This window comes from Verrucomicrobiia bacterium (assembly GCA_035946615.1).
Lineage (GTDB): Bacteria > Verrucomicrobiota > Verrucomicrobiia > Limisphaerales > UBA8199 > DASYZB01.
On sequence record DASYZB010000011.1, the window covers coordinates 1 to 6,794 of the forward strand.

Below are 6,794 nucleotides of genomic sequence, written 5' to 3' on the forward strand. Positions count from 1 at the left end.
TGACATCGTAAAACCGGGGTTGATCAGCTATGATCACTACCAGCTCACTGCCAAAGGAGATTCGCCGGATTATTTTCTAAACCTGGCACTGATCCGCCAAACGTCCCTGGATTCGGGATTGCCCTTCCTAAATATCGTGCAGGCGGCCTCTTGGGCTCCCTCGATGCGGGTTCCGAACTCGGGCGAGGTGCGCTTCCTGGTTTACACCTCGCTGGCCTATGGGGCGCAAGGAATCTCGTATTATGTTTATTGTTGTGCGGGGCACACCGGCGGGATCGCAAACCCGGATGGGAGCCCAACGCCTCTTTACGACGCGCTCAGGACGTTGAACCATGATTTTGTTGAAATCGCCCGGGAGCTTCAGCCCTTGAAGTCCATGGGTGTGTATCATGCCGGGATGATTCCGCCGGGAGGTGAAACTATACCCAAAAAAGCAGCGTTCTTATTCGATCCGCCTATATCAGCAATGGAATACAAACCACCTCAACGATTGCAGGGCGCTCTAATAGGCATGTTCGGAGAGCCGTCGAAGAGGTCCAGACCAACGCACGCTTTGGTAGTGAATCTCGATTATACATCCCAAAAGACACTTGGAGTTCGCGGCCTTGGGCGTCTCGAAATCTTTGATCCTGCAACGGGGCAGTGGAGGCGCAGCAAGAAACGGCGCGTTGAACTCAACCTAAGCCCGGGCGGAGGTACGCTGGTTAAGCTCAGCCATTAATAATTTGATAATCATCCCTCTCGATTCTCTCCATGGGCGAGCCACTGGGAGAGCGCACATGAGCGAGCAACGATTTCGTTCAGGCAAACACCCTATCTGAATAACGGCCCCGCGCCCACGGTTTTGGAGGCGCCCTCTTGGATGTGAGATTCCGCTTCGCCCAACAGGGTATGGCCGATGATCCAGTCGATCCAACTGCCGTCGAGGCCACCGCTGTCCAGCTTGGGCAATCGAGCCCCTGCGGTTCGGGCGGCATGAGCTAGCGCCAGCCGGGCTTCAGCCCGTTGGTGCAACTCCCAGCGCGCCATCGCGAGGACTGCATAGGTCTCCACGTCACGAACTGGATTCCGATCGGGATGGGCGAGGACCCTGTTCATCCAGTTCTGGGCGCTGGCAAAGCGTCCAAGACGATACTCGGCCAGTCCTTTGCAGAGGAGGCCGTATGGATGGCCGCTAGTCATGGCTATGTCCGCCATCTGGCGGACCGAACTCAAGTCCACGCCAGAGGAGGGCAGGATCAGGCAGTCCTTGGCCATGCGATCAGCAATCGAGGGGTCCGTTGCGTTGGCGAAGCGAACCAGGATGCCGGCGCAGAGTTGGCGGTAGCTTGCCAGGTCACCTTCGGCTACCAGCACCGGGGCCAGCGCGTGATAGAACTCAGAGTTTTGGGGGTCAAGTTCGACGGCCCGCCTCAGGTCGATCGCCGCCCGCTGCCACTGGCCCCGGCGCGCAAAGAAGCTGCCTCGGACGGTGAAGATTTTAGCCTCGTTGGGGTACAGCTTGACGGCGGGAGTCAATAGTTGAACCAGGACTTGCTCGTCCAGCTTGGCCTGGCGCAACGGCAACAAGATTCCAACCAGGTTATCAAGGGCCTGCTCGGATTGTTGAAGATTTCCGGACCAAAGCCCTTTGCCATGGAGGTCCAGGGCCTGGTCAATCGAGTCCTCGGCGCCGGCTTGATCACCTAGTTGCCACTGCTCGCGCCCCAGTTGGGCGAGGGCAACGGCAAGCGCGGGATGATTCGGGCTGAGTTCTCTGCGGGCGACCTGGACATTCTGCTGGGCCAAGTCTGCTGCTTCCTGCCAACGTCCAAGGTTCTCATTGTCCTCGATCAAGGAGGTTCGCAGTTCCATTTCGACACCCGCCTGGTTGGTGAAGCCCGAGGGCAGAAGCCGGGCGGCCTCGTCGAGAATGTGCCGCACTGCCTCTGCCCCGCCAAACGCGCCGCCCGGGTGAACGACGCTGAGCGCCCGCCGGAAAAAATCGGCGACTTGCAGATTCTTCCTGGCCTCGGCGTCGGCGAGTTGGCGGGCTTGCTTCTCCTTAAAATAAAGCCAGGTCGAAGCGGTCGCGCCAACGAGCAGTGCGGCGAGCACCGCGATGCTGGCGGTAAAGCCGAATTTATGACGGCGGAAGCTTTTCTGGAATTCGTAAAGCCGGCTGGGCGGGCGGGCGACCACTGGTTGGCAGTTCAGGTGTCGCTGGATGTCTCTCGACAATCCGTTGGCGGTTTCGTACCGGCGCGCGCGGTCTTTCTCGAGGCACTTCATCACGATCCAATCCAAATCGGTCGAGAACGATTTGGGTCGCGCGTTGAGAATGGGTCCGCGAGGCGAGGCGCGCGCGGGGTCCGGCTGAGTCGGCAGTTGCCCTAAAGTCTCGAGGACCTTCGATGGACGAAGCGGTTCCTTCTCGCGGATGGTGCGCCGCATTTCATCCAGGCCGGCTGCCAGCAGCGTTTTGGTGTCGAACGGGGTTATGCCGGTAAGCAACTCGTAGAGCAGCACCCCCAGGCTGTAGATGTCGCTGCGCGTGTCGATGTCCAGGTCCGTCAGGGCGGCCTGCTCCGGGCTCATGTAAGCCGGCGTGCCGACGAATTGTTCAAACGCCGTGAACAAGGTGTGGTCGGTGAGGCGGCCAGCGGTGGCTTTGGCGATGCCGAAGTCGATTACTTTGGGCACGGGCTCCTCATCATGGAGGGTAACGAGGATATTCGAGGGTTTGATGTCGCGGTGAATGATACCCTTTTGGTGCGCGTGCTGAATGGCGTGGCAAATCTGAATGAACAACTGGAGCCGTTGGGTGGTGTCGAGCTGGTGCTGGTCGCAGTAATCGGTGATGCGGATGCCGCGGACCAGTTCCATCACGAAGTAAGGGCGGCCAGTGCCGGTGGCGCCGGCTTCGAGCACCTTGGCGATGTTGGGATGGTCCATCAGCGCCAGGGCCTGCCTTTCGGCTTCGAACCGGGCAATGACTTGCCTGGTATCCATGCCCAGCTTGATGACCTTCAGGGCGACACGCCGGCGCACCGGCTGCTCCTGCTCGGCCATATAGACCACCCCGCAGCCGCCTTCGCCAATTTTTTGCAGCAGCTTGTAGTTGCCTATAATCCGGTGCACAGCCGGGTCTGGACCCACGCCAAGCCCGGCCCTCTGGAAGGGCTCCTCAGTGGACAACATCTCCGCGGGAGCCAATTCATCGGGCACCAGGCCCAGTTGCAGCAGGCAGGCGAGGCAATGGCCACCGGTGGCATTGGCAGCCAACTCCGCCCCACAACCAGAGCATTTTAATCTTTGCCCTTCGGCCATCACTTAATGCGCCTTCACACTTGTTTCACAAGGAATCCGGCGAAGATGTTACAGAAATGTAAGACAGGCTCTCAGGCCGAGATGGAGGCAAAGAGATGCCGGATTTCATCGTCCACCTCAGCGGGATTGGCAACCGTCTGGGCGATTTCCTCGCGCAACAATTCGCCAAAGCGCCGGCGCAGGCGGTGTAGGGCGACCCGCACGGCTCCCTCGCTCAGGTCCAAAGCGGCGGCCCAATGTGCATAGCCGCCCGGCGCGGCTTCCTGCGTCAAGCCGGGCTCGAGTTGCGCCAGTAATTCCGATTTGCCTCCAGCGTGATATTCTTCTCGAAGGCGAGCCAGCACGCCATCGACCAGCGCGGCTGCCCAGTGGCGATCGAATAGCTTTTCCGGCGAACCCGGCTCAACGGGCTCAAGCCTGTAAAGGTCCTCCGCTGCCGCATGGTCGAGCGAAAGGACTTGGCGTCCGCCGCCGCGTTTGGCGGCGTGCCGTTTGTCCCATTCGTTGTTCAAGAAGTTGGTTAAAGAGGCCAGCAAAAAGGTGCGAAACTTGCCCTTCTGCCGGTCCACTTTTTTCAAGGTTTCCATTGCGATGAGATGAGCAAAGAAACCTTGGGTGAGGTCTTCGGCCTCCTGGCGGTCAAACCCGCGCCGCCGGATGAAGGAATAAATGGGATACCAATACTTGCGGCAAAGCTCTTCGAGGGCAGCCGCGGCTCCGGCTAGTTCGTCGTGTCCCGCGGTAAGCACCACGCTCCAGTGGGTCGTCGAAAAGGCGGCCGCCTTCTCCTGGCCAAAGCAGGCGGATTCAGTCGGACGCGACCGATTGGCTGGTGGTTCCATGGATGCTGGGGGGAGTATTGTCAAATTTACAGACAAACGCAATTGAAATCGGAAACAGTTTGGAAGCCCGCGCCGTATCTCTACGGAGCTGCTGTGTCTGCTCCTCGCTCACATGGAGTCCCTCAGGCAGAGAAAGCTCCTGATGGAAGCGGCGATACTGTCTGTAACTTCCGCCCCGTTTTCCTTTAGAACCCTATGAAAGCAATGACGGCCAGGATACAGCGGCCGGCACTGTTAAGAGCAATAACTAAAACAATAACATCGGAGGCCCTGCCTCCGCCCAGAAAGGAAAGCATTATGACAAAATTGAGTCTATCCAGAATCATCAGCCTCACTCTCGGATGCGCCGCCCTCGTGCCGGGGGGCACTTCCGCCAACGCGCGCGAGTTTCACGGCCATGGCGGAACCACCTTCGTAATGACCCCTGTTCCCAGTTCGAGCCCTCAGCAATATGCGCACACGGTGGACGGCGTGGTGTGGATTTCGCTCCTGGGCGACTGCACGTTCCATGCAGTAGTCATGGCCACTGTTCCGACCCCGCCCAGTGTGGTCTGGCCGCTAACGGATGGTATCTTCACCATCACTACGCCCGATGGAACCAGCACTTTGACGGCCACAGCGGAGGGCTACGCCACATCGAATCCGGAGAATCCGGCCATCCTCGACCTCTACTATAAGGTGACCTTCACAGGCGGCACAGGCAAGCTGGCCCATGCGCATGGCACCGCCGAGCTTATTGATGGGTTCGCCTCGTTAGCCACAAGTCCTGGCTTCGAAGATTTTCCGGGGTTCACAGGCCTGGTTTATCCTCCCAACGCGGACCTTATCGATCCTAATTCCGAGCCGGGGCAGTCGGGGGACCTCACCGGCAAAGCGTGCTGGTTGATTGTCGGAAACCTGCAGTTGCTGTCTGGAGATCGGGATCATTGATATTCACACCCGATGCGTTCACGACCTTCCTCCCCTTTCTCCATCCAATGGAGAGAGGGAAGAGGATGTCAGCAGCCTGCCTTCCATGAGGCCTCACATTTGCATCTGTTGCGGCGAGACAATGATCCAGACAGGCAACGCGCTGTCCGGCAATCCGAACCTGTGCGCCTCCTGTTCCAGCCTGGCAGATGGGATGGAGCCATCCCGTGAAACGGAAGTTTCCCTTCCCGGACCCGATTTTCCCTCAGGCCACCCGGCGGGAACTGAAGCGCCAGCAAGACTCGAAAACCTGCTCGCCCGAACCGAACCTGAGCCACGACTCTGCTGGCCCGGTTCCGGTCAATCTCCTGTGCGGTATAACGGCTTGCCGACGGAATCCCTGTAACAACTCACGGCCAATCCTTTTTAAAGAGCATGGTGGCCAATATCGCTAAACGTTTGTAACGACCCTGAGTGCAGCGGAAGCCAACGACCGCGCCGATAACGACGATGCCCATGATTTCATCTTTTTCGCTCGAGACGACATGACAACCGCCCTGCACCTATGAAACAAAGCCCGCTGGCTCTCTTACCACCAATAAATGGCGCCGGGCGGCGCGTTCTCGCCCTTTTAGCCACAATCCTGGCTCTGGCCGCAGCGCCCCTTTCAGCCGCCACAACCTACACCTGGGTCAACACCGCCGGAGGCAATTGGAGCGTGGCGGCTAATTGGAGCCCAGCCGCAGTTCCTGGCCCGGCCGATACGGCCAACATCACGACCCCAGGCACCTACACCGTGACAAACAGCACCGACAACTTGAGCGTGGCCAATCTCACGGTGGGGGGAGCCTCCGGCGTGCAAACCTTCCAGTTGGCCACCACACGCTCGTTCACTGCAACTAACGGGGCGGTCGCAAATAATGGCGCTATCATCTTGACGGCAGGGGCCATCCTGGCTGGAGCATTTACGGTTGCCAATGGGGGGCTGCTTACGACCGTCAACACCACCGCACAACTCCCGGCGAACAGTTCGATAACCGTTAATGCAGGCGGAACCTTCAATCTGGGAGCGCAATTATCCGATTTCGGAGGGATCACTAACGCCGGGACCATCAATGTGACCAACGCCAATTTCACCCAACCAGGGTACCTGGTCATTCAGTCGGGCGGAATAATGAGAATTTGGGGCGGCGGTGGGACAGCAGGCTTCTTCGGTACGCTCATCAACCAGGGAACCATCATCAGCGAGAGCGGCCCCACGGCCGGCATTTCCGTTACCGTTTTGGATAACAGTCTCGGAACGATAAGCAACAACGCCGCGAGCACGATGTACGTAGAATTCGAAGGCAATCTGAGCGGATACTACGGTGCGGCGGCGGGCTCAACAATCCAATTCCAGGCGCGAGGTGTCACGGGTATCATCACTGCGGACTCCACCCAGGTTTCCATGGTTGGAGCGGGGACTTTTGAATTCAGTTTCGGCACTTTAATCTTGACGACCGCAATTCCGAACCTGGTGTTGAGCGGGGGCACGCTGGAGTTGGGACCCAGCTTTCAAGGCGGCACGATTACCAGCCTGGTGTTGAGTGGGGCGACGTTGGTTGACACAAACACGATTACCGGGATGCTGACGTTGAACGGCGGCGGGCTGACGGGAAACTTTGAGGTCAAAAGCGGGGGCGTATTGACCACGACGAATTCCGAGCCGCGCTTGAATGTGGGCGGGTCGCTGAC

5 protein-coding genes are annotated in these 6,794 nt (G+C 58.9%); 3 read left to right on the forward strand and 2 right to left on the reverse strand.

Features of this window, described 5'->3' with window-relative positions:
• Positions 1 to 721: beta-galactosidase (locus VG146_01950; protein HEV2391106.1), on the forward strand; the 721-nt coding region annotated here is incomplete at its 5' end.
• Positions 722 to 813: 92 nt separating this feature from the next.
• On the opposite strand, the gene VG146_01955 is transcribed toward VG146_01950, so the two are convergent.
• Both VG146_01955 and VG146_01960 read right to left on the reverse strand, forming a co-directional pair.
• Positions 814 to 3,309: a serine/threonine-protein kinase gene (locus VG146_01955; protein ID HEV2391107.1), complete on the reverse strand. Its 2,496-nt coding sequence runs from the start codon at positions 3,307 to 3,309 to the stop codon at positions 814 to 816.
• A gap of 71 nt (positions 3,310 to 3,380) precedes the next feature.
• The gene (locus VG146_01960) at positions 3,381 to 4,151 is read right to left on the reverse strand and encodes a sigma factor (GenBank protein ID HEV2391108.1); all 771 of its coding nucleotides are present in this window, start codon (positions 4,149 to 4,151) and stop codon (positions 3,381 to 3,383) included.
• A gap of 297 nt (positions 4,152 to 4,448) precedes the next feature.
• Here VG146_01960 and VG146_01965 point away from each other — a divergent pair, with 297 nt between their 5' ends.
• Positions 4,449 to 5,081 carry a hypothetical protein gene (locus VG146_01965; protein HEV2391109.1) on the forward strand — a complete coding sequence of 211 codons (633 nt, stop codon included), beginning with the start codon at positions 4,449 to 4,451 and terminating at the stop codon, positions 5,079 to 5,081.
• 544 nt (positions 5,082 to 5,625) lie between these two features.
• On the forward strand, positions 5,626 to 6,794 hold a 1,169-nt coding region (locus tag VG146_01970), incomplete at its 3' end, for a hypothetical protein (GenBank protein ID HEV2391110.1).

What these genes read in the sequence shown, in the direction of transcription:
- VG146_01955 (HEV2391107.1), bottom strand. Translation starts at nt 3,309, where the DNA reads ATGGCCGAAGGGCAAAGATTAAAATGCTCTGGTTGTGGGGCGGAGTTG.
- VG146_01965 (HEV2391109.1), top strand. Translation starts at nt 4,449, where the DNA reads ATGACAAAATTGAGTCTATCCAGAATCATCAGCCTCACTCTCGGATGC.
- VG146_01960 (HEV2391108.1), bottom strand. Translation starts at nt 4,151, where the DNA reads ATGGAACCACCAGCCAATCGGTCGCGTCCGACTGAATCCGCCTGCTTT.